21 protein-coding genes and 5 tRNA genes are annotated in these 20,282 nt (G+C 73.3%); 14 read left to right on the forward strand and 12 right to left on the reverse strand.

Going from position 1 to position 20,282, the window contains the following annotated elements; all coding sequences use genetic code 11:
• The first annotated feature begins 110 nt into the window (after nt 1-110).
• The gene (gene cobT, locus OG553_RS27545; RefSeq protein ID WP_405981546.1) at nt 111-3,797 is read left to right on the forward strand and encodes a nicotinate-nucleotide--dimethylbenzimidazole phosphoribosyltransferase; all 3,687 of its coding nucleotides are present in this window, start codon (nt 111-113) and stop codon (nt 3,795-3,797) included.
• A gap of 621 nt (nt 3,798-4,418) precedes the next feature.
• On the opposite strand, the gene OG553_RS27550 is transcribed toward cobT, so the two are convergent.
• Nucleotides 4,419-4,709 carry a hypothetical protein gene (locus tag OG553_RS27550; protein ID WP_405981547.1) on the reverse strand — a complete coding sequence of 97 codons (291 nt, stop codon included), beginning with the start codon at nt 4,707-4,709 and terminating at the stop codon, nt 4,419-4,421.
• Nucleotides 4,710-4,788: 79 nt separating this feature from the next.
• A complete protein-coding gene (locus OG553_RS27555) occupies nt 4,789-5,019 on the reverse strand; it encodes an e9imm peptide (RefSeq protein WP_405981548.1) in 231 nt (76 codons plus the stop codon).
• A gap of 136 nt (nt 5,020-5,155) precedes the next feature.
• On the opposite strand from OG553_RS27555, the gene OG553_RS27560 reads away from it, so the two are divergent.
• The 3 genes from OG553_RS27560 to cutA all read left to right on the forward strand — a co-directional run bounded on the left by OG553_RS27560 (nt 5,156) and on the right by cutA (nt 6,642).
• Nucleotides 5,156-5,722: a TIGR03086 family metal-binding protein gene (locus OG553_RS27560; RefSeq protein WP_405981549.1), complete on the forward strand. Its 567-nt coding sequence runs from the start codon at nt 5,156-5,158 to the stop codon at nt 5,720-5,722.
• A gap of 109 nt (nt 5,723-5,831) precedes the next feature.
• Nucleotides 5,832-6,257, forward strand: a complete 426-nt coding sequence (locus OG553_RS27565; protein WP_405981550.1) for a hypothetical protein — start codon at nt 5,832-5,834, stop codon at nt 6,255-6,257.
• A gap of 67 nt (nt 6,258-6,324) precedes the next feature.
• Nucleotides 6,325-6,642, forward strand: a complete 318-nt coding sequence (cutA, locus tag OG553_RS27570) for a divalent-cation tolerance protein CutA (protein ID WP_405981551.1) — start codon at nt 6,325-6,327, stop codon at nt 6,640-6,642.
• On the opposite strand, the gene OG553_RS27575 is transcribed toward cutA, so the two are convergent.
• Nucleotides 6,609-7,898 carry a helix-turn-helix domain-containing protein gene (locus tag OG553_RS27575; protein WP_405981552.1) on the reverse strand — a complete coding sequence of 430 codons (1,290 nt, stop codon included), beginning with the start codon at nt 7,896-7,898 and terminating at the stop codon, nt 6,609-6,611. The genes cutA and OG553_RS27575 overlap by 34 nt on opposite strands.
• 303 nt (nt 7,899-8,201) lie before the next feature.
• Here OG553_RS27575 and OG553_RS27580 point away from each other — a divergent pair, with 303 nt between their 5' ends.
• The 3 genes from OG553_RS27580 (at nt 8,202) to OG553_RS27590 (ending at nt 10,914) form a co-directional block, all read left to right on the forward strand.
• Nucleotides 8,202-8,456, forward strand: a complete 255-nt coding sequence (locus tag OG553_RS27580; protein ID WP_405981553.1) for a hypothetical protein — start codon at nt 8,202-8,204, stop codon at nt 8,454-8,456.
• 376 nt (nt 8,457-8,832) lie between these two features.
• Entirely contained in the window at nt 8,833-10,056 is a 1,224-nt protein-coding gene (gene cobA, locus OG553_RS27585; RefSeq protein WP_405981554.1) for a uroporphyrinogen-III C-methyltransferase, read from the forward strand.
• 42 nt (nt 10,057-10,098) lie between these two features.
• A complete protein-coding gene (locus OG553_RS27590; RefSeq protein WP_405981555.1) occupies nt 10,099-10,914 on the forward strand; it encodes a TrmH family RNA methyltransferase in 816 nt (271 codons plus the stop codon).
• Between the two features lie 46 nt (nt 10,915-10,960).
• Here the strand turns inward: OG553_RS27590 and OG553_RS27595 are convergent, their stop codons facing one another.
• Nucleotides 10,961-12,136 (reverse strand): serine/threonine-protein kinase, encoded by a 1,176-nt coding sequence (locus tag OG553_RS27595; protein ID WP_405983157.1) that lies wholly within the window; start codon nt 12,134-12,136, stop codon nt 10,961-10,963.
• A 551-nt stretch (nt 12,137-12,687) separates the two neighbouring features.
• Here OG553_RS27595 and OG553_RS27600 point away from each other — a divergent pair.
• A complete protein-coding gene (locus tag OG553_RS27600) occupies nt 12,688-12,873 on the forward strand; it encodes a hypothetical protein (RefSeq protein WP_405981556.1) in 186 nt (61 codons plus the stop codon).
• A 239-nt stretch (nt 12,874-13,112) separates the two neighbouring features.
• Here OG553_RS27600 and OG553_RS27605 read toward each other — a convergent pair.
• From OG553_RS27605 to OG553_RS27625, 5 genes are all read right to left on the reverse strand, one after another.
• Nucleotides 13,113-13,184: transfer RNA gene (locus tag OG553_RS27605), tRNA-Val, on the reverse strand.
• Between the two features lie 48 nt (nt 13,185-13,232).
• Nucleotides 13,233-13,304: transfer RNA gene (locus OG553_RS27610), tRNA-Val, on the reverse strand.
• Between the two features lie 23 nt (nt 13,305-13,327).
• Nucleotides 13,328-13,399, reverse strand: a tRNA-Val gene (locus OG553_RS27615).
• 1 nt (nt 13,400) lies between these two features.
• Nucleotides 13,401-13,474 (reverse strand) — tRNA-Cys (locus OG553_RS27620).
• Between the two features lie 40 nt (nt 13,475-13,514).
• Nucleotides 13,515-13,587, reverse strand: a tRNA-Gly gene (locus OG553_RS27625).
• Nucleotides 13,588-13,767: 180 nt separating this feature from the next.
• On the opposite strand from OG553_RS27625, the gene OG553_RS27630 reads away from it, so the two are divergent.
• The 4 genes from OG553_RS27630 (at nt 13,768) to OG553_RS27645 (ending at nt 17,245) form a co-directional block, all read left to right on the forward strand.
• Nucleotides 13,768-14,853 (forward strand): chorismate-binding protein, encoded by a 1,086-nt coding sequence (locus tag OG553_RS27630; protein WP_405981557.1) that lies wholly within the window; start codon nt 13,768-13,770, stop codon nt 14,851-14,853.
• Nucleotides 14,850-15,671, forward strand: a complete 822-nt coding sequence (locus tag OG553_RS27635) for an aminotransferase class IV (RefSeq protein WP_405981558.1) — start codon at nt 14,850-14,852, stop codon at nt 15,669-15,671. The genes OG553_RS27630 and OG553_RS27635 overlap by 4 nt, the downstream gene beginning before the upstream one ends.
• Before the next feature lie 72 nt (nt 15,672-15,743).
• Complete coding sequence (locus OG553_RS27640) at nt 15,744-16,568, forward strand: GNAT family N-acetyltransferase (RefSeq protein WP_405981559.1); 825 nt, start codon at nt 15,744-15,746, stop codon at nt 16,566-16,568.
• Between the two features lie 11 nt (nt 16,569-16,579).
• Nucleotides 16,580-17,245 (forward strand): hypothetical protein, encoded by a 666-nt coding sequence (locus OG553_RS27645; protein ID WP_405981560.1) that lies wholly within the window; start codon nt 16,580-16,582, stop codon nt 17,243-17,245.
• On the opposite strand, the gene OG553_RS27650 is transcribed toward OG553_RS27645, so the two are convergent.
• Entirely contained in the window at nt 17,242-17,745 is a 504-nt protein-coding gene (locus OG553_RS27650; RefSeq protein WP_405981561.1) for a DsbA family protein, read from the reverse strand. The genes OG553_RS27645 and OG553_RS27650 overlap by 4 nt on opposite strands.
• Before the next feature lie 152 nt (nt 17,746-17,897).
• Here OG553_RS27650 and OG553_RS27655 point away from each other — a divergent pair, with 152 nt between their 5' ends.
• A complete protein-coding gene (locus tag OG553_RS27655) occupies nt 17,898-18,338 on the forward strand; it encodes a hypothetical protein (RefSeq protein ID WP_405981562.1) in 441 nt (146 codons plus the stop codon).
• 14 nt (nt 18,339-18,352) lie between these two features.
• Here OG553_RS27655 and OG553_RS27660 read toward each other — a convergent pair whose 3' ends face one another.
• On the reverse strand, nt 18,353-19,033 hold the full coding sequence (locus tag OG553_RS27660; RefSeq protein WP_405981563.1) for an intradiol ring-cleavage dioxygenase: 681 nt from the start codon (nt 19,031-19,033) through the stop codon (nt 18,353-18,355).
• Between the two features lie 249 nt (nt 19,034-19,282).
• Between OG553_RS27660 and OG553_RS27665 the strand changes: the two genes are divergently transcribed.
• Nucleotides 19,283-19,561 (forward strand): hypothetical protein, encoded by a 279-nt coding sequence (locus tag OG553_RS27665; RefSeq protein ID WP_405983218.1) that lies wholly within the window; start codon nt 19,283-19,285, stop codon nt 19,559-19,561.
• On the opposite strand, the gene OG553_RS27670 is transcribed toward OG553_RS27665, so the two are convergent.
• On the reverse strand, nt 19,502-20,128 hold the full coding sequence (locus OG553_RS27670) for a CGNR zinc finger domain-containing protein (protein ID WP_405981564.1): 627 nt from the start codon (nt 20,126-20,128) through the stop codon (nt 19,502-19,504). The genes OG553_RS27665 and OG553_RS27670 overlap by 60 nt on opposite strands.
• Nucleotides 20,129-20,282 lie beyond the last annotated feature (154 nt).

The raw sequence follows: 20,282 nt of genomic DNA on the forward strand, positions 1-20,282 counted from the left end.
GCGGGCGAGACCGCGCACCGCGCGACGACCCCGCACGGCAAAGTCCGCACGGCGGGCCCTGTGGGCGGCCGGGCGATCGAAGAGGCAACACCGATGGGCGAGGGGTACGCATGACTGACACCGGCCAGGTCCCGGGCGAGGGTCACCCGGACAACACGGGCATGGTGGATCAGCAGGGCATTCCCGCTCCGGTCCCCCCGATGCCGCCCCTGCCCCCCATGCCGCCGCAGGCCCCGGCCGGCTACGCGTTCCAGGACCTCGTGGACGACCCTTCCGAAGCCGAGGACGAGGAACTGCTGCTGATGCCGAGCGGCCACGGGCAGGGCTCCTGGAGCGACCCGCAGGTGGTTCCCCCGGTCCCCGCCTTCCCCGGCGAATTCCCGGCCGAACCCGTCTACACCGAGTACCAGCAGGCCCCCGCCGCCGGCTACCCCGAGCCCGGACACCTCGGCTTCCCCGACCCCGGCTACCCCGAGGCCTTCCCCGCGCCCGGACAGCCCGCGCCCGGCTTCCCCGAGGCGGGCTACCCCGCCCCCGGCACCTTCGCCGACCCCGCCGCGTACAGCGCCGGCGCGCACGAGACCGGCGGCCGCGACTCCGGCTCACTCGACCTCGGCGGCCTCGTCGTCCCGCCCGCGGCCCCCGCCGCCGGGCAGGTCCCGCCCGCCTCCGCCGTGATGCCGCCGCGCCGCCCGCTGCACATGGGCCCGCCCGTGCCCGACGCCACCGGGGGAGTCGTACGCTCCCTCGCCGACCGGGGCCCGGCCGCCGCGCCGGTGGCGCCGGGCGTCGCGATGACCCCGGGCGTGCAGGTGGCTCCGGGGGTGCAGGTCGCTCCTGGGGTGCAGGTGGCGCCCGGTGTGCAGATGGCTCCTGGTGCGGCGGAAGCCGTGCCCGCCGAGCAGGGCGTTCCGGTCGAGCAGGCGGCGCCCGCCGAGCAGGGTGTTGCCGCTGAGCAGGGCGCGGTGCCGGCGCAGGCCGTTGTGGCCGAGGGCGTGACTGAGGCCGTGGTGGAGCCCGTGGTGGCGGAGGCCGTCGTGGGTGTCGAAGCCGTTGGTGCCGAGGTTGTCGGTGCCGAGGTCATTGGTGTCGAGGCCGTCGCCGTCGCGCCGGAGGCCGTCGGCGCTGAGCCGGTGGTGGCGCAGGCCGTGGTGGCGGAGCCCGCTCCGGCCCAGCCCGTCGCCGCCGAGCCCGTCGTGGTGCTGGCCCCCCAGGTGGCCGCCGCCATCCAGGCCGCCGAGGCCGCCGCCGAGGCCGCCGCCGCCCAGGCTGCCGAGGCCGTCGCCCCGGCCGCCGAGGCCCTGCCGGCTCCCGAGCCCCTGCCCGCCGCCGAGGCCGGTCCGGAAGCCGCGCCGGAAGCCGCGCCGGCCGACCCCGCCGCCGTCCCCGGCCCCGAGTACCTCGACGGGGGTCCCGTCCTGGCGCAGCCCGGTGAGGTCCCGCCGCAGGCCGGTAGCCCGTGGACGGCCGAACCGGTCGTCGCCGAGGGCGTCGCGGCCGAGGCCACCGCCGCCCCGGTCGCTGCCGCCCCGGTCGAGGCCGTCGCCGACCAGGCCGCGCCGGAGGCCGGGCAGGAGACCGCTCCGCAGGCCGCTCCGGCAGCTCCGGCCGCCGAGGAGGCCCCGGCGGCCCCCGAAGCCGCCGCTGAGGTCCTTGCCGAGGCCGCCGCCGAGGTCGTCGTCGAGGCCGTCGCAGCCCCCGGGGCGCCCGAGGCGGCCGCTCCCGCCGCCGACACCCCGGCCGAGGCCGCGCCGCCGGCCCCGGAGGCCGTACCCGCCGCCGAAGCCGCGCCCGAGGCGCCGGTGACCCCGGCCGAGCCCGCGCAGGCCGCCGAGCCCGCCGAAGCGCCCGGCGCCGTGGCGGCGCCCGTCACCGAGGCGGGCCCCGCAGAGACGGTGGTCCAGCCCGAGGCGCCCGCCGCAGCAGCCGCCGTCGCGCCGGAGCCCGCCGACGCGCCGCAGCCCGAGCCCGTACAGCCCGCCGGAGCCGCCGAGCCCGCCCCGGCCGCAGCGGAGGCAGCCGACGCCGCCGCCGAGGGCCCCGCCGCCCCGGCGGAGCCCGTCGGCGAGCCCGCCCCCGGGTACGCCGACGCGGAGCGCGAGGCCGTGCTGCGCGTCATGCGCGAGCGCCGCGACATCCGCAAGGGCTTCCGCACCGACCCCATCCCGCACGAGGTGCTGCTGCGCGTCCTGGAGGCGGCCCACACCGCGCCCAGCGTCGGCCACTCGCAGCCCTGGGACTTCGTCGTCATCCGCTCCGCCGAGACCCGCCGGACGATGCACGAGCTCGCCCAGAAGCAGCGCGAGGCGTACGCCAAGTCGCTGCCCAAGGGCCGGGCCAAGCAGTTCAAGGAACTGAAGATCGAGGCCATCCTCGACACCCCGGTGAACATCGTCGTCACCGCCGACCCCACCCGCGGCGGCCGCCACACCCTCGGCCGGCACACCCAGCCGCAGATGGCCCCGTACTCCTCCGCCCTCGCCGTCGAGAACCTCTGGCTCGCCGCCCGCGCCGAAGGCCTCGGCGTGGGCTGGGTGAGCTTCTTCGACGAGCGCGAGATGGTCCGCGCGCTCGGGCTCCCCGAGCACCTGGAGGTCGTCGCGTACCTGTGCGTCGGCTACGTCGACGAGTTCCCCGAGGAGCCGGAGCTGATGCAGGCGGGCTGGTCCCAGCGCCGCCCGCTGGCGTGGGTCGTCCACGAGGAGACGTACGGCCGCCGGGCGCTGCCCGGCGAAGCCCCGCACGACCTGCTCTCCGAGACCGTCGCCAGCATCCGCCCGCTCGACGCGAAGGCGCTCGGCGAGGCCTGGGAGCGGCAGAAGCGCATGACGAAGCCCGCGGGCGCCCTCGGCATGCTGGAGATCATCTCCGCGCAGCTGTCCGGCCTGTCCCGGGTCTGCCCGCCGCCGATCCCGGAGCCCGCCGCCGTCGCGATCTTCGCCGGTGACCACGGTGTCCACGCCCAGGGCGTCACCCCGTGGCCCCAGGAGGTCACCACGCAGATGGTGGCCAACTTCCTGGGCGGCGGGGCCGTCTGCAACGCCTTCGCCAACCAGGTCGGCGCCGAGGTCTGCGTCATCGACGTCGGCGTCGCCGGGGACCTCCCCGCCACCCCGGGCCTGCTCCCGCGCAAGGTCCGCCCGGGCACGGACGACCTGTCCGTCGGCCCCGCGATGTCCCGCGAGGACGCCATCGCGGCCATCGAGGTCGGCATCGAGACGGCGCGCGACCTCGTCGCGGCGGGCAACAAGGCGCTGCTGACGGGTGAGATGGGCATCGCCAACACCACGGTGTCGGCCGCCCTCATCTCCGTCTTCACCGGAGTCGACCCGGCGGAGGTCACCGGACGCGGCACCGGCATCAACGACGAGACGCACGCCCGCAAGGTCGACGTCGTACGCCGTGCCCTGGAGCTCCACCAGCCCGACCCCAACGACCCGATCGGCGTCCTGGCGGCCATCGGCGGCCTGGAGCACGCCGCGATCGTCGGCCTCCTGCTCGGCGGCGCCTCCCTGCGCACCCCGGTCATCCTGGACGGCGTGAGCGCCGGCGCGGCCGCCCTGGTGGCCCGCGCCATCGCCCCCGAGGCCCTGTCGGCCTGCATCGCCGGCCACCGCAGCGCGGAACCGGGCCACGTGGCCGCGCTCAACAAGCTCGGCCTGCGCCCCCTGGTCGACCTGGACCTCCGCCTCGGCGAAGGCACCGGCGCCCTCCTGGCCCTCCCCCTGGTCCAGAGCGCGGCCCGCGCGATGCACGAGGTGGCCACGTTCGACTCGGCGGGCGTGACGGAGAAGTAGCGGGTACGTACGTACGCGCACGGGCCGGGGCCGGACACCACAGGGTGTCCGGCCCCGGCGGCGTAGCGGCCCCCGGCCCGGGCCCGCTATCTCCCCCTCGAGGGGGTGGGGGCGGGTCGGTGGCTGCCCACCCGCCTCCCCGGGTGCGGGCCGGTGGGGTGGGGGAGCGGCATCCTCATGGGCGGTCTCGCAGCTGGTTTGGGGGTTTCCCGTCAGTCCCATCGTCCTTCCGCGTCGGGCCGGCCCGTCAAGGGCGCTCCTTCGTCGCGTCGCTTCGCGATGGCCTTCGGCCACCCTTGACAGACCGACCCGCCCCGGAAAGCCGAAAGACTGACGGGAAACCCCCAAAAGAACGGCACGGGGCAGGAGCAGAGGAGCGGCCCCGTCAGGGCCGAGGCGAGGGGCCAGGGACCGGCTACCCGCACGAGAGGCCGATCAGAGCGGCCTGCGGAGCCCCGGAGCGCGTCAGATCGCTACGCGCTCCTCATTCCTCAGCGTCCGTCGGCCGTCCTGGGCAGCTGCTGTCATGAGACGGCGGTCAGGGCAGCGAAAGGCTCCTCCAGGCGCGTCAGATCGCTACGCGCTCCCCGCGTCTCGGCGTCTGCGGCCCGTCTGGGGCGACTAAGCGGTCGGCTTCGGGGGCCTCTGGTGACCGCACTCCAACACCGTTCCGTTGGCGTCGGTCACGGTGTACTCAAGGACGACCTTGTGCGGATCGCCGTCCTCGTAGGGCCAGACGGTGATGCCGCCCTCCCAGACGACCGTGGTGAACCAGACGTCGATCCCTTCGGCTTCCGGGGCGACCGTGAAGACTTCACCGGGCTTCAGGTAGTAGTCCTCGCCGTACGGCTCGATGAAGAGACAGAGGTCGCTCTTGCCGGCGTTCTGCACGGGCAGCTTGTTGCGTCCCATTTCATCCCCCCAAGACCGGCATCCCCGATGATCCACCGCACTGTATCCGCCCACCCGAGAGAGCCCGCGACGAAGGGCGTCACAAGGCGATCGGCTGGTACGCCATGGCCTTGTCGACTACTTCCTCGGCCGACAGCTCCCGTTCCGGTGGCCAGAAGATCAGGTCGCTGACGTACCCGGACCGACAGGCGAGGGCCCTGTCGAGCCTTGTCAGCAGACCGTCCACCTCGGCTTCGGAGGTGTAGTCGGCGTCCATGATCCGCTGCACTTGCGAGACCGCTTCCGCCCGGCTCATCTGCACGGGGGCCATCAGGCACCTTTCCTTCGATATTGAGATGCGGACCGAGGCTGTCCGCAAGTGGGTCCACTGTGGGGTTGTCGGCGCATCCAGGGCCCCTGAACAGGGGCGGAGGTGCCCGTCACCATCGAGGAAAGGCGCGATCATCATGACCCAGGACATCCAGCTGCTCGAAAAGGCCCTGACCCACACGGCAGAGCTGCTCGGCAACACCACCCCCGGCCAGTACGGGCTGCCCACCCCGTGCGAAGACTTCGACGTGCGGGCCCTGGCCAACCACATGGTGGCCGGCAACCCCTACTACGTGACCCTTGCCGGTGGCGGTGCCCCCGACTTCGGGCTGTTCGCCCGGGACAACATCGGTGAGCGGCAGCCCGGTGAGGTCTATGCCGAGGGGGCCAAGGAGGTTCTGGCCGCCTGGCAGGGCGAGGGTGCGCTCCAGCGGCAGATGCCGCTGCCCGGGGGTGGGCTGGGGCCGCGCCTGGCGGACCTGCACCTGCTGGAGGCGGTGCTGCACGGCTGGGACCTGGCGACCGCCACCGGCCAGGACCGTGCGGGCGACCCGGACGCCGTCGAGGCCGCCTACCGGACCTGGTACGGCAACTACCCCGACGCCGTCCGTTCTCAGGCCGGCATGTTCGGCCCCTCGAAGGCCGATTCGGAGGATGCCCCACTGCTCGACCGGCTCGCCGCCTACTTCGGCCGCACGGTCTGAGGTGATGGGTCCGGCCCCGCCGGAAGGCGGGGCCGGTTGGGTTCCAAAGGCCAGGCTGCGAGGTTGAGTTCACGGTCGCGGTCGATCGCGAGGTACGTACTCTTGCCTCGTGATTGATCACGGTATTGCTCTGCCCTACCACCGCCTCCATGTCGTGCCTGCGGTCGTGGCTCTGGCCAGCCCGACGTGGCAGCGAGAGGTTTGGCTCGATCCGGGTCGGTTCGAGGGCCTCGACTACACGGTGCACGTGCTCTTCGACGACTTCTGCGATGCGAGCAACCCTCTGCCCTGGCTGGGGCAGTGCCTCCGTAGTGAGGAGGAGGTCGAGTTGATGGCGGGTCTCGGTGCCGCCTTCAGCGAGGTGCAGGCCTCGGTCGGCGCTGATGCGGGCGACGAAGACTATCTGGACGCACCGGGCTGGTCCGCCGTGGTTGCCGCAGCGGCCCGGCTGGCGCAGGTGCTGGTGGCCAACGATCAATCGGCGTTGAGCAAGCTGCACGACGCCGGCCATCGCTGGCCGCACGTCGATTCATGAGCGAGGGTGGAGGCTGTGTACCTGCCGTCCGGCCCCAACGGGTTTGTGTGGCGGATACGTTGTCGGTATGGCTGACTTCTTGATTGTGATCACTACCGTGGACACTCACGACGCCGCGCGGAAGCTGTCGCGGTCGGCGGTGGAGGCAGGTCTGGCGGCCTCCGGGCAGGTGACAGGACCGATCGAGACCACATATCGGCATCTCGGTGAGGTCGTCGAGGGGAACGAGTACCAGGTGACGTTCCGCACGGCTGGTGATCGGCGGGAGGCATTGGAGGGCCACATCGTCCACAACCACCCGTATGACTCACCTGAGGTGATCGCCTTCGGTATCGATGCCGGTCGTGCCGACTACCTGGATTGGATCACCCGCGCCACACGGTAGGCCTTCACACGCTCCAGCAGCGCGCTGACCGGGGCAAGGGCGTGGTGGGGCTCCAGCCGCTTGACCATCGCGTGTGCCCGCGCCGCCGGTCTGACCGACGAGAGTCCCTCGGAGAGGTCGAGTACCCGGCTCGTGATCGCGGTCGCGTGCTCGACCTCACCCGCGTCGAGGTAGGCAGATGCGAGCCAGGAGAGGTACAGCGCCTTGTCCCGTGCCCGGGTGTCGTCGTACCTGCTGAGGGCGTCCTCTAGCGCCGGGATGGCCCGAAGGGGCCGGTGCAACTCTGCCCAGCACCGCCCGGTCATGATCGCGATCTCGTCGTGGTCCACCCAGTAGACCCAGTCGGGCGCAGCAGCGTCGCTCACGCCGTGGATGGCCTCCTCTGCGGCCTTGAGGGAGTAGTCCGCTTCTCGGGAGTTGCCGGAAGTCGCGTGCTGCCACGCCAGCCGGTCCGCCAATAGCGCCCGCACCGCTGGTGCGGCGTCCCTGCCTAGTGCCTCGTAGGCGGCCGTGGCGAACTTGACCCCGGCGCTCCCGCCCACGGTCCATTCCAGGTACGCGAGAAACGCCAGCGAGTTGCCTTCAAGCGCCGAGTCCTGTGCTGCCCGGGAAGCCGCCAAGGCAGTCATGTAGTGGCTGCGGGCCTCGCTGTAGTGGCCGGCGTCGTATGCTGCCCAGCCGGCGAGCTGGGCCTGTTCGGCGATGATTCCCCGCAGGGCGCGCCCCGTGGGCTCGGAGTAGACGCCTTCATCGGCCAGTCGGGTCGTGCCCTCCAGCTCGCGGACGTACATGCGGTAGGTATCACCACCCCCGACGAAGTCATCCAGCCGCCTGAGCCGGGCGGTCCTCTGGCTCAGCTGTTCCGGCACGTCAGCGCCGATCCTTCGTCCCGATGCCAGCAACGACGACGGCTGTATGACGGCGATCCCGGCGCCCGCCATGAATCCTCGGCGATTCACATCGTTCTCCTGATCAGTCTGCTTCTCCAGTCGGCGAAGCCGTCGGGCCAGGGCGACGGCGCGGCACAGTTCCTGCTCCGGCACGCCGAACTCTGCGGCCAGCAGCGTCCGCGAGACCGGATCCGGAAGCCGCTCGTGGGTCTCCCACCTCGACACCGCCGCCTGCTCCAGGGGATAGCCCCGCCGCGCCGAGAGGTCTGCCGCCAGCCCCTCCTGAGTCCGCCCGCTCGCCGTCCGCAGGCGGCGAAGCAGTTGTCCGATCGGCTCCATGCCGTGGCCTGCGTCCTCGGTCTTCATCGTCGCCCCCCGGCCATGAAACGTGGCCATTTCCACGGAATGGCCATGCCTCCTGGCCCATCCATCCAAACGCCTGGAGCAGTTGACTGGTCACAGCCGCCTGACCGAGACCGTAGAGAGGTGCAGTGTCCCCCCAGAAGCGCAATGGTCACCGCCAGACCGTGTCCGGCAGCGTCAGTGACCTGCTCAATCGCGACACCCCCGTCTACAGGACGCAGACCGTGTCCGTGCCCAGTCAGGACCTGCTCGACCGCGCACGTCGCGGCTGGGAGTGCTTCCTCGACTCGTTCGAGGAGCCGCCCCATGAGTGAGCAGTACGAGTACGTCCCCCACCGCCTCCTCCGCCGCCGGGTACGCGACATCGCCTCGGGCGTTGAGGGCGTGCTGATGGCCGTGGTCAACGAGAACGTCTCCGACACCGGCATCGAGCGCTGGATGGAGCTGGCCTACATCCGTGGTGCGTCCGGGCGAGAGTTCACGACCGCCGTGGACAACGTCCAGCCCGCCGAGGAGCAGACCCAGACGGGCCGCAAACGTAAGGGTGGGAGGAGCGCGTAGCGGTCTGATGCGTCCCCGGGGTGCGCAGGGGGGCTGTGGTCGGTCTCTCGTGCAGGTAGCCGCGCTCTTGGTGCGGAATGGCAGGTGTGGGGGCCCGGGCAGGGCCCGGAGACTCGTCTCGTCGGTGGCGGCCCGTTCCTGCTGGTCCAGCCCCGGGGCCCCGGCCACTCCTGATCCGGGCCGCCGGGATCCCGCCATTCCCGCCCCGACCAGGCGAAACCCCCGTCCCGAAGTTCGGCCCCGCAGGTACCGTCGGCGCCCGTGGGACGTATCGTGGTCCCGGACGGGCGCCCCGCACCGTGTGCCCGACCAGCCGCTCCAGCGCAGCAGCGGCAGCCGCCGTCCACACCCCGCCGCATCAGGAGCCGCAACCGCCATGGCAAACCCGGCACACCCCGCCTACCCCGTAGGACTCCGTCTGGCAGGGCGCCGCGTCGTCGTCATCGGCGGCGGGCAGGTCGCCCAGCGCCGGCTGCCCGCGCTCGTCGCGGCCGGTGCCGACGTGCTGCTGATCTCCCCCTCCGCGACCCCGTCCGTGGACGTGATGGCCGAGACCGGCGAGATCCGCTGGGAGCGCCGCCGCTACCAGGACGGCGACCTCGACGGTGCCTGGTACGCGCTGATCGCGACCCGGGACCGGGCCGCCAACGACGCCGCCTCCGCCGAGGCCGAGAGCCGCCGGGTCTGGTGCGTGCGCGCCGACGACGCCGACGCCGCCACCGCCTGGACCCCGGCCACCGGCCGGGTGGAGGGCGTCACCGTCGCCGTGCTCAGCGGCAACGACCCGCGCCGCTCCGCCGCCGTGCGCGACGCGGTCGTCGAGGGGCTGCGCGACGGCTCCCTGACCGCCGCCCGCCCCCGCGTCCCCGGTGTCGCCCTCGTCGGCGGCGGGCCCGGCGACCCCGACCTGATCACCGTGCGCGGCCGCCGCCTGCTCGCCGAGGCCGACGTGGTCATCGCCGACCGGCTCGGCCCCCGCGACCTGCTCGACGAGCTCCCGCCGCACGTCGAGGTCATCGACGCCGCGAAGATCCCGTACGGCCGGTTCATGGCGCAGGAGGCCATCAACAACGCCCTCATCGAGCACGCCAAGGCCGGCAAGGCCGTGGTCCGGCTCAAGGGCGGGGACCCGTACGTATTCGGCCGCGGCATGGAGGAGCTCCAGGCCCTCGCCGCCGAGGGGATCGCCTGCACCGTCGTGCCGGGCATCTCCAGCTCCATCTCCGTGCCGAGCGCCGCCGGGATCCCCGTCACCCACCGCGGGGTGGCGCACGAGTTCACCGTGGTCAGCGGCCACGTCGGACCGGACGACCCGCGCTCCCTCGTCGACTGGGCGGCCCTCGCCAAGCTCACCGGCACGATCGTCATCCTCATGGGCGTCGACAAGATCGGCCTGATCGCCGAGGCCCTGGTGCGCCACGGCCGCTCCGCCGACACGCCCGTCGCGGTCGTCCAGGAGGGCACCACCGCCACCCAGCGCCGGGTGGACGCCACCCTCGCGACCGTCGGCGAGACGGTCAAGGCGCAGGAGGTCCGGCCGCCCGCCGTCATCGTGATCGGCGACGTCGTCCGCGTCAACGCACCCCTCGCCGGCGCCTGACAGGCCGTTGGCACCGCACCCAGGACAAGGCAGTATCACCCTGTGGCTGATCTCATCACCATCGAAGACCCCGACGACCCGCGCCTGCGCGACTACACGGGCCTGACCGACGTCGAGCTCCGGCGCCGCCGCGAGCCCGCCGAGGGCCTGTTCATCGCAGAGGGGGAGAAGGTCATCCGGCGGGCCAAGGACGCCGGGTACGAGATGCGCTCGATGCTGCTGTCGGCCAAGTGGGTCGACGTCATGCGCGACGTCATCGACGAGCTCCCCGCCCCGGTCTACGCCGTCAGCCCGGACCTCGCCGAGCGGGTCACCGGCTACCACGTGCACCGCGGCGCGCTCGCCTCGATGCAGCGCAAGCCGCTGCCCACGGCCCAGGAGCTGCTGTCGTCGGCGCGCCGGGTGGCCGTCATGGAGGCGGTCAACGACCACACCAACATCGGGGCCATCTTCCGCAGCGCCGCCGCCCTCGGCATGGACGCGGTGCTGCTGTCGCCGGACTGCGCGGACCCGCTGTACCGGCGCTCGGTGAAGGTGTCGATGGGCGCGGTGTTCTCCGTGCCGTACGCCCGCCTGGAGGCCTGGCCCAAGAGCCTCGACACGGTCCGGGAGGCGGGCTTCAAGCTCCTCGCCCTCACCCCGCACGAGAAGGCCTCGCCGATCGACGTGGCCGCCCCGCAGACCCTGGACCGGGTCGCGCTGATGCTGGGCGCGGAGGGCGACGGGCTGTCCACGCAGGCGCTGGTCGCCGCCGACGAGTGGGTGCGCATCCCCATGGCGCACGGCGTGGACTCGCTGAACGTGGGTGCCGCCGCGGCCGTCGCCTTCTACGCGGTGGCCGGCAGCGGCCGCGCGTAGTCGCGGTCACGTTCGAAGGGGTGCCCGCCGGCCGGCGGGCACCCCTTCAGAGTTTCTGCGCGAGGGCGATGCCCAGGGCCACGATCAGGGTGACCACGACGAACACGATCAGCCGCTGCCGCAGCAGCTTCGGGTCCGGCCGCGACGGGCGGCGCCCGGTGCCGGTCGTACGCGGGCCCGTGCGGCCCCCCGTGCGCCCGGCGGTGGATCCGGGGTTGCGGGACGACGAGGGCCGCGACTGGGGGCCGCTGTGGGGCCCCTGCGGCCTGGCGACGGGGGTCGCGCCCCCGGTACGCCGCTCCGTGCTGCGGTCGGCCTGGCCCGCGGCCCGCCCGTCGGGCCGCGCCACGGGCCGCTCCACGCGGGCCCGCTGCGCCGGCGGGCGTCCGTCGCCCAGCCCCTGCGCCTCGCGGGCGGCGATCTCCTTCAGCCGCATCGACAGCTGGAGCGTGGTCGGCCGTTCCTCGGGGTCCTTGGCCAGGCAGGCCCGCACCAGCGGCGCGAGCGCGTCCGGTACGCCGACCAGGTGCGGTTCCTCGTGCACCACGCGGTACAGCATCACCTCGGAACTGCCGTGCCCGAAGGGCGAGTCGGCGGTTGCCGCGTACGCGAGGGTGGCACCGAGCGCGAACACGTCGGTGGCCGGGGTGACTGCGGCGCCGCGCACCTGCTCGGGCGCGAGGAAGCCGGGGGAGCCGACGGCGGTGCCCACATGGGTGAGGGTGCTCGCACCGGTCGCCCAGGCGATGCCGAAGTCGATGATGCGGGGGCCCTTGGGGGAGAGCAGGATGTTCGAGGGCTTCAGGTCCCGGTGGACCACCCCCGCCTCGTGCACGGCGACCAGGCCCTCGGAGAGCGCGGCGCCGATCGCGGCGATCTGCGCGGCCGTCAGGGGCCCTTCCTCGGCGACCTTGTCGTGCAGCGAGGGGCCGGGCACGTACTGGGTGGCGAACCAGGGGCGCTCGGCGTCCAGATCGGCGGCCACCAGCCGTGCCGTGCAGCCGCCGCGGATCCGCCGGGCGGCGGACACCTCGCGCGCGAAGCGGGAGCGGAACTCCTGGTCCTCGGCCAGGTCGGGCCGGATCACCTTGAGGGCCACGCGCTGGCCGCGCCGGTCCGACCCCAGGTAGACCACGCCCATACCGCCGGCTCCGAGCCGCCGGTGCAGTCTGAACGAGCCGACGACACGCGGGTCCTCGCGCCGGAGCCGCATCATCGCCATGTCCACCCCGCTGACGGTCGTCCTGCTGACCTGGCACAGCTTACGGACCATCCGGCACGAGCGCTCAGAGGCCGCGCCCTCCCGGGGAGATTCGATTGTCAGTGCGGGGCGGGCCACTTGAGGGTGTGACAGCTCCCGGCCCCTTCCGGCACCCCGCCCCGCCGCCCTCTCCCAAACCGCCCTCGGGCCAAGGGGATTGGCGCCCACGCGGCTTCCCGGGCGGGCCGGCTCCGGGGGTGCTGCGCCCGCCCCGGCGGGCGGGGTCGTCAACGCCCCGTACGAAGACATGCGTGTGCGGGGAGTGACGGAAGTGAGCGAAGTCACTACGCTCCGATAGCCCCCTCCGGGAAGACCCCCATCACGGGGGAGCGATCTCCACCCAGGGGAGTACGCGGGGACCGGCCTCGTCATCCTCCTGGAGGCCCGGCAATGGGTACGAGGGCATGAGGCCAGGGCCCTTCCGGCGGCCTAGTGTTGAAGACAAGCGGCGGGTGGCGCACTCGTCCCCCGAGGTCACGGGCCCGCCGCTGCCAGACGACAGGGAGAGGACCATGGCGGACTTCGCACGGCAGGGACGCAAGGCATTCGCGTTCAACGGCCATGAGTCCGGTACGCGCCACCCGCTGGTGGCCGCGGCCATGGTCCTCCCCCTGGCCGCCCTCCTGCTCTTCCTCTTCGGGGGCTTCGAGCAGGTGGCGGCGCAGGCGTCGTCCGTGGGCGTGATGCTGGGGCGCTGAGCGGCGCCCCGGGTCCGGAAGAGCGGTCCGGACCGGGACATCGGCCTGTCGTACCCCGTGGGGACGGGGGCGCGACGGACGGCAGGTGAAGGGTGCTGCCCGTACGACTGGGGAGTCGGACGGGCAGCACCCTTTTTCGCGCGTCTGCATTTCGCATGCCCGTATGTCGCGCATCCGCATTCAGAGGGCGGAGAACGCGGAAGCCCCGGCCGTCGAGACGGCCGGGGCTTCCGGTGCGGTGCGCGATACTGGGATTGAACCAGTGACCTCTTCCGTGTCAGGGAAGCGCTCTCCCGCTGAGCTAATCGCGCGGGGACCCTCTTCGCGTGATGCGAAGCCGCAGGTCGGGCGGTGTTGCGTGCGCGATACTGGGATTGAACCAGTGACCTCTTCCGTGTCAGGGAAGCGCTCTCCCGCTGAGCTAATCGCGCGGGTGGATCCGTGAGGATCCAAGTGGACGATACTGGGATTGAACCAGTGACCTCTTCCGTGTCAGGGAAGCGCTCTCCCGCTGAGCTAATCGTCCTTGGAGGTGGAGACGGGATTTGAACCCGTGTAGACGGCTTTGCAGGCCGTTGCCTCGCCTCTCGGCCACTCCACCTCGGAGTGTGCAGGGGTTCTCGGGAAGATCCCCCACTCAGAGCGGACGACGAGACTCGAACTCGCGACATCCACCTTGGCAAGGTGGTGCTCTACCAACTGAGCTACGTCCGCAGTGTCACCGTGTTCGCTCCGGGGTTTTTCCCGGCGCTCCCTGGCGACGTGTTGAACTCTAGCGGATTCCCGGGCCAGCTCAAAAACGCGTTTCCGCAGCGTGCTGCCACCCGATCACCAGAGGTCACCCGTCGGTCACCTCACCGGCGCCATCGCGCCACCGGTCATAGACTCGCAGCCGTGCACGACCTGCCTCCCCTGGCCCGCTTCGGCGGCCTTCTCGCGACCGACCTCCGAGACGTCACAAGCGACCCCTCGGCCCTCGACTCCACCGGGTTCTGGGCGGTGACCGCAGACTTCGAAGGCCGGCTGGTCTGCGCGCGCTTCGGAGACATACGCCCCGACCCCGTACCCGCGCCCGTGCCCGGCGCCTGGCGGGGGCCGGCGGCGGGCCGCTGGTCCTCCTCGCTCGACCGCTCCGCGTACGTCGCGGGCGTCCGGCGGATCCGCGAGTACATCGCGGCGGGGGAGGTCTACCAGGCCAATCTCTGCCGGGTCATGTCCGCGCCCCTGCCGGACCCGGCCACCGCCGACGTGGACGCCCTGACCTCGCTCCTCGCGCGCGGCAACCCCGCCCCCTATGCAGGAACGATTCGGCTCAGGGCCCACGGCGTCGAGATCGCCACCGCCTCCCCCGAGCTCTACCTGAGCCGCGACGGCCGCCACATCGAGTCCGGCCCCATCAAGGGCACCGGCCGCACCGCCGCCGACCTGCTGCCCAAGGACCACGCCGAGAACGTGATGATCGTGGACCTCGTACGCAACGACCTCGGCCGCGTCTGCTCCACCGGCTCCGTCACCGTCCCCGAGCTGTGCGCCCTGGAGGAGCACCCCGGCCTCGTCCACCTCGTCTCCACCGTCAGCGGCGAACTCGCCGAGGACGCCGGCTGGCCCGAGCTGCTCGCCGCCACCTTCCCGCCCGGCTCGGTCACCGGCGCCCCCAAGTCCTCCGCCCTGCGGATCATCGAAGAGCTGGAGACCGCCCCCCGCGGCCCCTACTGTGGGGGCATCGGCTGGGTCGACGCCGACCGCGGCACCGCCGCGCTCGCCGTGGGCATCCGCACCTTCTGGATCGACCGAGAGGCACCCGGCGGCCCCCGCCTGAGCTTCGGCACCGGCGCCGGGATCACCTGGGGCTCCGACCCGGAACGGGAATGGGCCGAGACCGAGCTGAAGGCCGCCCGGCTGGTCGCACTGGCCTCCGGACAGCCCCTGCCCGGCGTACACGAGACGACGCACGACCTGAGTGGAGGAACCGTACGGTGAGGATCTGGCTCGACGGCACGCTGCGCGACGCCGATGACGCGAAGGTTTCCGTACTGGACCACGGGCTGACCGTGGGCGACGGGGTCTTCGAGACGCTCAAGGCACAGGACGGCACCCTCTTCGCCCTCACCCGCCACCTGGAGCGGCTCACCCGCTCCGCGCGCGGCCTGGGCCTGCCGGACCCCGACCTCGACGAGGTCCGCCGCGCCTGCGCCGCCGTACTGGAGGCGAACCCCGTCCCGCTCGGCCGGCTCCGGATCACCTACACCGGCGGCACGTCCCCGCTCGGCTCCGACCGCGGCGACGCCGGACCCACGCTCACCGTCGCCCTCGGCGAGACCGCCCGCCGCCCCGACACCACCGCCGTGATCACCGTCCCGTGGGTCCGCAACGAGCGCTCCCCGCTGACCGGCCTCAAGACCACCTCGTACGCCGAGAACGTGGTCGCCCTCGACCGCGCCAACCGGGCGGGAGCCTCCGAGGCCCTCTTCGCCAACACCGTCGGACAGCTCTGCGAGGGCACCGGCTCCAACGTCTTCGTCGTCCTCGACGGCGAGCTCCACACCCCGCCCGTCGCCTCCGGCTGCCTCGCGGGCATCACCCGCGCGCTGGCCGTCGAATGGACCGGCGCGAAGGAGACCGACCTCCCCCTCGACGTCCTGGAGCGCGCCGAGGAGGTCTTCCTGACCTCCACCCTGCGCGACGTCCAGGCCGTCCACCGGGTCGACGGACGCGTCCTGACCGGCGTCCCCGGCCCCGTCACGGCCAAGGCCATGCGGGTCTTCGACGAGCGCGCCGCCTCCGACATCGACCCCTGAGCGATCCGCCGGGCGCCCCGAGCCGCCCCACGCCCCGTGGTCACGGCGGCGCGGGGCGGGTAGAACTCGACGATGACCACCACCCTGCGGCCGAGCGGGCCGCTGCAGCAGAGCGACTCCGGCGCGCGCTCGCGCCCGTACGAGGTCCGCGTCAACAGCAGGCGCGTCGGGGCGCTGCTGATCGCCGCCGACACGCCCTTCGGGCCGACGGTGGGGGAGATCCGGGACCTGGCCATCGAAGAGCCGGACCGCCGCCGCGGCCGTGCCACCGTCGCGGCGCTCGCCGCCGAGGAGGTGCTGCGCGGCTGGGGCTGCCGCCGGGTGCGGATCTCGGTCCCGGCCGGTTCCCCGGGCGGCCTGCGGCTCGCCGCCGCCCTCGGGTACGCCGAGTCCAGCCGCAACATGGCCAAGGAGCTCCCGGCCGCCCCGCCCGCCCTCTCCGAGGGGGTCCTGGGCCGGCCCATGACCGACGCCGAGTACGCGGCCTGGGAGGTGCGGGCCCGCGCCGACTACGCGGCGAGCTGGGTGGCCCGGGGGATGCCGGAGGAGGCAGCCCGGGCCAAATCACTGGCCGACCACGACGAGCAGCTCCCGCGGGGGCTCGCCACCCCCGGGGTCACCTTCGCCGTCCTGGAGGCGGCCGGCGCCCCCGTCGGCCACGTGTGGGTCGCGGCCGCCGGGGAGGGCTCGTACGTCTACGACGTCGCCGTCGCCGAGGATCACCGCGGCCACGGGTACGGCCGCGACCTGATGCTGCTCGCGGAGCGCACCGCCATCGCCGCCGGACACCGGGTGCTGGCGCTGCACGTGTTCACCGCCAACACCCCGGCCCTGCGCCTGTACGAGTCCCTCGGCTACCGGCCGACCGACCTCAACTACGGCAAGGACCTCATCTAGCCTGGGCACCGATGGGTGCCGAGGAGCGTGAGCGCAAGGTGTACCGGCCGCTGCGGCGGGCCGGTCTGGAGGTGGTCCCGGACGCCGTGCCGGAGGGTGTGATGCCGTTCGTCGGCGCGTACGGGCGCGAGGACGTCGCCGGGGGCTTCTCCCACGACTACGACACCCCGGGGCTCGTGGAGCGGCTCAACGAGGACTGGTACGGGCTCGCCGTCGCCACGGGCCTCTTCGACCACCGGCGCGAGTTCCTCGTGATGCTCCCGCAGGGCAACCGGACACACGCGGCCTACCTGCGGGACATGCGCGAGGGCTACCACGTGGAGCCGCCCGCGCTCTGGACCCGTGTCCGGCTGCTGGAGCGCTGGGACGTCATGGGCCGGGGCGCGGCCTCCGCCTTCCTCGGCCTGTACGCGGGCCACCCGGGCTTCGGCATGATGGCGCTCGACAGCAGCGTGTACGTCATCTGCTCGACGGGCGAGAGGGGCGTCGACGTGGTCGCGGTGGCCCACCCGTACCGCTCGGAGACCGTCCTGCGGCATCTGGAGTGGATAGCGGGCTACGACGGTCGCTGGGGTCACCGCGAGTACAAGCAGCGGATCGCCGCCTGGCTCGCGGCCCACGGCCGGACCGCCACGGCGGAAGCGGGCGCGCCCGCCGTGGCGCGGGACGGCTCCTAGGCCGTCTCTTCCGCGAGCAGCCGGTCCGCGATCTCCTCGATGCGGGCGCGCAGGCCCTCCTGGCTCTTGCCGCCGTCCAGGCGCTCGCCGCCGATCACGTACGTCGGGGTGCCGGTCACGCCGATGGCCTTGCCCTCGGCCTGGTCGGCGTCGACGATCAGGATGTGCCGGCCGTCGATCAGGGCGGTGTCGAACTCCTCCACGTCCAGGCCGAGTTCACGCGCGACGTCCAGCAGTACGGCCTCGCCGCGCTCGCCCAGTTCGGCGGTGCGGGCGAGCAGGGCCTCCGCGTACGGCCAGCCCTGGCCCTGCTCCGCGGCCTCCTCGGCGGCCTGCGCGGCGGCGAAGGCGTGCTTGTGCTTCTCCAGCGGGAAGTGCCGCAGCCGGACGTCCAGCCGGTCGCCGTAGCGGGCCCGCAGGGCGCGCACGTCGTCCAGGGCGCTGTGGCAGTCCGGGCACTGGAGTTCGCACCAGACTTCGAGGATCACGGAATCGGTCATGCGGACAGTCTCCCAGACCCCCTGAGGAGGAGGTCCGACCCCGAGATGTCCCGGAGATCCGCGTGGACGGGCCCGCGGACATGGCCGCCGCGACGCGGGCCGGTGCAGGATGGAAGGGACAGACCGCGCACTGCCGACCGCCGGAGGACCGCATGCTCGCCGAGACCATTTGTTCCGCGGTGTCCGCGGCGGGCCTGGGCATCGCCGCGCTGACCGCGTACCGCAAGCGCTTCCTCGCCGCGACGCGGATCGCGGCGTACTCGCTGGTGCCGGTGGCCCTGGTGCTGACCGGCGTGGTGGAGTGGGTGTCCGGGATGGTCTTCAAGCCGACCGTCTGGATCGGCTTCGGGCTGCTGGGCCTGGCCTGGGTGCTGTTCATGACCACCCGGGCCGTGGAGCGCCGGGGCCTGGGCCGGGCGCCCAAGGCCCCGAAGGCGGCCGGGGGCGCCCCCGGCCGGGAGGCCGTCGCCCCGGGCGCCTCCGTGCCGTCCCTGGGGACGGGCGGCCGTCAGGGCGCCGGACCGGCCCCCGCGGCGGCCCCGGCGGAGGACTTCTCCGACATCGAGGCGATCCTCAAGAAGCACGGCATCTGATTCCGCGCGACGGCCTACGCGAGGCCCACGGTGAACGCCGCGCGGTAGCCGGTGCCGTTCGGTGCCGGGGCCAGGGTCATCCGCCCGTCGGCGGCCCGGTAGCGGTCGTCGTTGCCGTTCGGGTCCCGGGGGGCCTTGCGGCGCGCGTACGGCTGCTGCCCGTAGACCTCCTTCAGGAAGGCGTCGGGCAGGAAGAACTGCGAGGTCGTCTCGGACCGCCCGTCGGGGCGGACCTTGAAGTGGATGTGCGGGGCCAGCCCCGCGTACCAGCCCGGGACGATCGTCTCGAAGACGCAACGGCCGGCGGCGTCGGTGACCTGGACCCCGCGCAGCCAGGTCTGCTTGCCCTCCGAGTACACGCCCGAGGCGTCGGCCTGCCAGATGTCGACGGCGGCGCCCGCGAGCGGCCGGCAGCCGTCCTTCGCGCGCACCACCGTCAGCTCCAGCCGCAGCGGTACGCCCTCGCGGCCCTCGGTGACGTCCGAGCGGGTCCGGCCCCGGCCGACGTAGTTCGGGCCGGCGCCCGAGGTCACCGCCAGCACGCAGTCCGGGGTGGCGCCGCCCGACGGGGCCGGTGCGGCCCTGCCGGGTGTGGCCGGGCGGGCGCAGGACGCCGTCAGCGCGGCGATCCCGGCGGATCCGGCGGTCAGCAGGAGGGCCCGCCGGCTGGTCGGGGAAATGCCCTTGTCGGTCATGCGGAGCCTCTCGCGCGTGCGCCCGGGGCCGCCCGGCGCGGACGGCCGCCCACCACGCCCACCGTCCCGCACCCCGGTGTCCGGCCCCGCGACCGACACACGGCCGACCGGGTTCGTAGCGGATGCCGGGACCGCGCGGGGGAGAAGCGCGGGGGAACCACCTGATCTGGGGAGAGACGGCGAACTGCCGGGCCGATCATGGCGTGTTGGGGGCGGGGCCGGGGCGCGCTGCGCGATCATCGCCCCGACATGCCCGACACATCGCAGGGTGAGCCGACCGCTCCCGCCTCCGAGGCCCCCATCGCCCGGGCCACCGCCACTCTGGCCCCCGATGCCGCCCAGGCCGCGGCCGCCGCCGTGACCGTTGCCGCGCCCTCCGCCGTGACCGTCGCCACGGCTTCGGCTTCGGCTTCGGCCGAAGGGCGGGGGTGCCTCTTCGCGCTTTCCCAGCCGCCGCTGATGATCTTCCTAGCGGTGGTCGGGACCCTGCTGCTGCTCGCCGCCCTGCACGACCTCTACCTGCTCTGAGCCCTCGGGCCGGACGTCCGCCTCCTTGCGGCGGGCCCGGTACGCGGCCACGTGCAGCCTGTTCCCGCAGGTCCGGCTGTCGCAGTAGCGGCGAGAGCGGTTCCGGGACAGGTCCACGAAGGCCCGCCGGCAGTCCGGGGCCTCGCAGCGGCGCAGCCGCTCCTGCTCGCCGGAGACCACGATGAAGGCCAGCGCCATGCCGCCGTCCGCCGCCAGGTGGTCGCCCACCGAGGCGCCCGGCGCGAAGTAGTGCACGTGCCAGTCGTAGCCGTCGTGGTCGGTCAGCTGCGGGGTGGTGCCGGCCGTGGCCACGAGCTCGTTGATCAGTACGGAGGCCGCACGGGAGTTCGGTGCCGCGAAGACCTGGGCGAACTTGCCCCGGACCGTCCGCACCCCGGCGAGGTCGCGGGCGCCGAGCTCGCCGACGTCGCTGATCGCGTGCTCCTCGACGAAGCCGCGCAGCGACCCGAGGTCGGACAGTCCGTCGGGCTGCTCCGGTTCGGCCGCTGTGTTCACCAGCGCGACGACGACGTCGAGCGCGCGACGGGTGTCGTGGGGGATCTGCACGGGGTCGCTCCCTGGGTGCCGGGCCTTGCGGCGGCGGGCCGCTGCCGCCCACTGGGGGCCGACAATAGCGCTTACCGCCGGAAAGGTACCCGAGCACACCGGCGCCGCCCCCGCGGGTGGCTTCCGCGGAGACAGCGCCGGCACTGCCGTATGT

It is taken from the genome of Streptomyces sp. NBC_00158, from assembly GCF_045160885.1.
Classification (GTDB): Bacteria; Actinomycetota; Actinomycetes; order Streptomycetales; family Streptomycetaceae; genus Streptomyces.

Bases quoted from the DNA above. Each gene is read 5' to 3' on its own strand.
- cobT (WP_405981546.1), top strand. From the start codon at position 111: ATGACTGACACCGGCCAGGTCCCGGGCGAGGGTCACCCGGACAACACG.
- OG553_RS27550 (WP_405981547.1), bottom strand. From the start codon at position 4,709: ATGGGACGCAACAAGCTGCCCGTGCAGAACGCCGGCAAGAGCGACCTC.
- OG553_RS27555 (WP_405981548.1), bottom strand. From the start codon at position 5,019: ATGGCCCCCGTGCAGATGAGCCGGGCGGAAGCGGTCTCGCAAGTGCAG.
- OG553_RS27560 (WP_405981549.1), top strand. From the start codon at position 5,156: ATGACCCAGGACATCCAGCTGCTCGAAAAGGCCCTGACCCACACGGCA.
- cutA (WP_405981551.1), top strand. From the start codon at position 6,325: ATGGCTGACTTCTTGATTGTGATCACTACCGTGGACACTCACGACGCC.
- OG553_RS27575 (WP_405981552.1), bottom strand. From the start codon at position 7,898: ATGAAGACCGAGGACGCAGGCCACGGCATGGAGCCGATCGGACAACTG.
- OG553_RS27580 (WP_405981553.1), top strand. From the start codon at position 8,202: ATGAGTGAGCAGTACGAGTACGTCCCCCACCGCCTCCTCCGCCGCCGG.
- cobA (WP_405981554.1), top strand. From the start codon at position 8,833: ATGGCAAACCCGGCACACCCCGCCTACCCCGTAGGACTCCGTCTGGCA.
- OG553_RS27595 (WP_405983157.1), bottom strand. From the start codon at position 12,136: ATGGCGATGATGCGGCTCCGGCGCGAGGACCCGCGTGTCGTCGGCTCG.
- OG553_RS27600 (WP_405981556.1), top strand. From the start codon at position 12,688: ATGGCGGACTTCGCACGGCAGGGACGCAAGGCATTCGCGTTCAACGGC.
- OG553_RS27640 (WP_405981559.1), top strand. From the start codon at position 15,744: ATGACCACCACCCTGCGGCCGAGCGGGCCGCTGCAGCAGAGCGACTCC.
- OG553_RS27645 (WP_405981560.1), top strand. From the start codon at position 16,580: ATGGGTGCCGAGGAGCGTGAGCGCAAGGTGTACCGGCCGCTGCGGCGG.
- OG553_RS27650 (WP_405981561.1), bottom strand. From the start codon at position 17,745: ATGACCGATTCCGTGATCCTCGAAGTCTGGTGCGAACTCCAGTGCCCG.
- OG553_RS27655 (WP_405981562.1), top strand. From the start codon at position 17,898: ATGCTCGCCGAGACCATTTGTTCCGCGGTGTCCGCGGCGGGCCTGGGC.
- OG553_RS27660 (WP_405981563.1), bottom strand. From the start codon at position 19,033: ATGACCGACAAGGGCATTTCCCCGACCAGCCGGCGGGCCCTCCTGCTG.
- OG553_RS27665 (WP_405983218.1), top strand. From the start codon at position 19,283: ATGCCCGACACATCGCAGGGTGAGCCGACCGCTCCCGCCTCCGAGGCC.